The organism is Abditibacteriota bacterium (genome assembly GCA_017552965.1).
In the GTDB taxonomy this organism is placed as follows: domain Bacteria; phylum Armatimonadota; class UBA5829; order UBA5829; family UBA5829; genus RGIG7931.
Genome location: JAFZNQ010000088.1, coordinates 1 through 2,320 on the forward strand (window position 1 = coordinate 1; position 2,320 = coordinate 2,320).

A 2,320-nucleotide genomic window follows, 5' to 3' on the forward strand; every position below is an offset into this window, starting at 1 on the left:
CCTCCGCGCCGGGCGCTCTGGCGCCCTGCGCGGCTCGGTTGGCTCCGCTCCGCGGAGCCTTCCAAAATTAAAGCCCCGCCGAGGCGGGGCAGATCAGAGCGACATAGGTTTGTTAGAAACACCTCGTCCCCCCAACTTGTCACTAAGCGCATAAACCAAAGTGGTTGTGATATAGCTGTGATTTAGAGCCTGCTGCACCCGCTCCATGTCTCCAGTCCGTGCATAAAGCTCCACCGCATAGCCCTTACGGGCCGTATGCGGCGAAATACGAACTTCGGCCTTCATATCACGTAACACCCGCAGAATGTCCTTGTTCACCGCACTACGCGTCCTGTGGCGCGTCTGGGGCATAAGCCTATGCGGAAAAGCATAATAGCCATCTTCCGAACAATAGGATCGAGTTGCAAGAATCTCCCGCCTGAGGGCCGCAGGTATACGAACGAGTTTCTTTTTACCGGTCTTATGCTCGATGATAGGAAAAGCCCGCCCCTGCCGTATATCACCAATCCGCAGCTCAAGAATATCACCAACACGGAGCCCAGTAGCCAAAGCGATGCGCATAACAAGCCGATTATCCGTGTAAAGGTGCGTTATCACCTCTTCAAGTAGGCCGCGTTCTACATATACAACTGACCTCAAACCCATTCCTCCTTTCTTATACTCCAAGATTTTTGGAGTAGTCAAGTATACAGTCCTAAATCTGTGGAATCAAGTATATAACGCACATGCTACAACATCAAGTCCAAAGGGTATCAGCTTGTATAAAAAGGGGAGGGGTTCCCCCCTCCCCTAAACTTATCAAACTAAGATCGTCCCCCTGCCGGGCGCACTCCACCACCCCCCTCGGCTCCCCCGTCGCGAGCTCCTATGTCGCCTCGGGGGGCGGTGCTTCCGCCCTCGGCAACAGCGCTTTTGAAAAGTATCCTCGTCCCCCGGCCCCCGTCCGGGGGCCACCCCCGGTTCGTCGGGGGCGGGCCGTCGTGCGGCCCGAATATCAACGAGAAGAAACGCCACTTAGTCCTGCGGGCGATATCTTATATACACGCCCTGACGCCACACAAACACATACCTCTCAGCCCCCGTCTGATCCTCGTCATACATAGCTTTATCTAAATCGTCCTCCATGTGCATACGCTGCCTATATGCCTTGATCGCCCCGCCAAAGCTGATCAGCCGTCGCCCCTTCAAGGCCGCGTCAATTGTCCTCAGTACGTCTGATTTCTCCTCATCAGACATATCACTATCTACAATATCACTATCTTTATAAGTATACTTAGTGATCTCGTAAAGGCTGCTTGTCAGGTTCTCGCCCTCCACTGCCTGTATATGCACAACCGGGTCATAATCAACCTGGGCCGCGTGCTTCCACCTCTGCAAAAGCTCACCTTGCCCCATATAGTGCCCATCATAGTAGTCATCAGGTAACAACCAAATACAATGATAATGCGGATGATATGTATCCTCCACCCGATTATATGTGACCTCTAACGCCCTATAATACCCCACCACAATACCCGGTATAATGTCATCCTTAGTCATAAGCCGCCTATAGGCTGCCGTCAGCTGATCGATACCCCGCCAAAGCTGGTCAGCAGTCGAATTCTTAAGAGCAAAGACCACATGTGCAAAGTGCTTCCGCCCATCCTGCAGCATAAGCCGATAGACAATATCCATCTGATACCCAAGAGCCAAAGACCGCCGCCATTGACACATAGGGCATATACGCAAACGGCAAAAGTTTGCGCCTAAAAGCGACAGCCGCCCGGAGCCAACCACGGCCCCGAACTTTAGCCAAGTACCGCATTCCCTAAGCTTCTGCGCCTTTTGCGGATCATAAAGAGCCACAAGACCAGCTATTACCTCTGATCGCATTTTCTTTTCACCATACCGAGATTCTCGGAGCTCTTGACAAATATCCGTATCTATGCTATCATATAACATGATAAGCCTCCTCCTGTTGGTTATGATTTTGTCGGCAACACTATCTTACCACAGCCGGGGGCTCTTGTCAATAGTGTTGGGACAATTGTTTCTAATAGTATCAAGACAAAAGGAAGAAAGCCGCCTGCGGGCGGCTTTTCGCCTGCGGCGGGAACGGGGGTCCCTCGCCTGCGGGCGAGGCGCGCCGGCCGGGGTTCGCCGGCGCTGGGCCGCGCCGCGTCGGCTCCTCTCCGCTCCGCCTCCGCGCCGGGCGCTCTGGCGCCCTGCGCGGCTCGGTTGGCTCCGCTCCGCGGAGCCTTCCAAAATTAAAGCCCCGCCGAGGCGGGGCAGATCAGAGCGACATAGGTTTGTTAGAAACACCTCGTCCCCCCAACTTGTC

General features: G+C 54.1%; 2 protein-coding genes. Both read right to left on the bottom strand.

Going from position 1 to position 2,320, the window contains the following annotated elements; all coding sequences use genetic code 11:
• Positions 1–93: 93 nt before the first annotated feature.
• The gene (locus IK083_07635; GenBank protein ID MBR4749422.1) at positions 94–639 is read right to left on the bottom strand and encodes a tyrosine-type recombinase/integrase; all 546 of its coding nucleotides are present in this window, start codon (positions 637–639) and stop codon (positions 94–96) included.
• Positions 640–1,014: 375 nt separating this feature from the next.
• Complete coding sequence (locus tag IK083_07640; protein MBR4749423.1) at positions 1,015–1,941, bottom strand: protein rep; 927 nt, start codon at positions 1,939–1,941, stop codon at positions 1,015–1,017.
• Positions 1,942–2,320 lie beyond the last annotated feature (379 nt).

Coding starts and splice junctions, on each gene's coding strand:
- IK083_07640 (MBR4749423.1), bottom strand. CDS start 1,941: ATGTTATATGATAGCATAGATACGGATATTTGTCAAGAGCTCCGAGAA.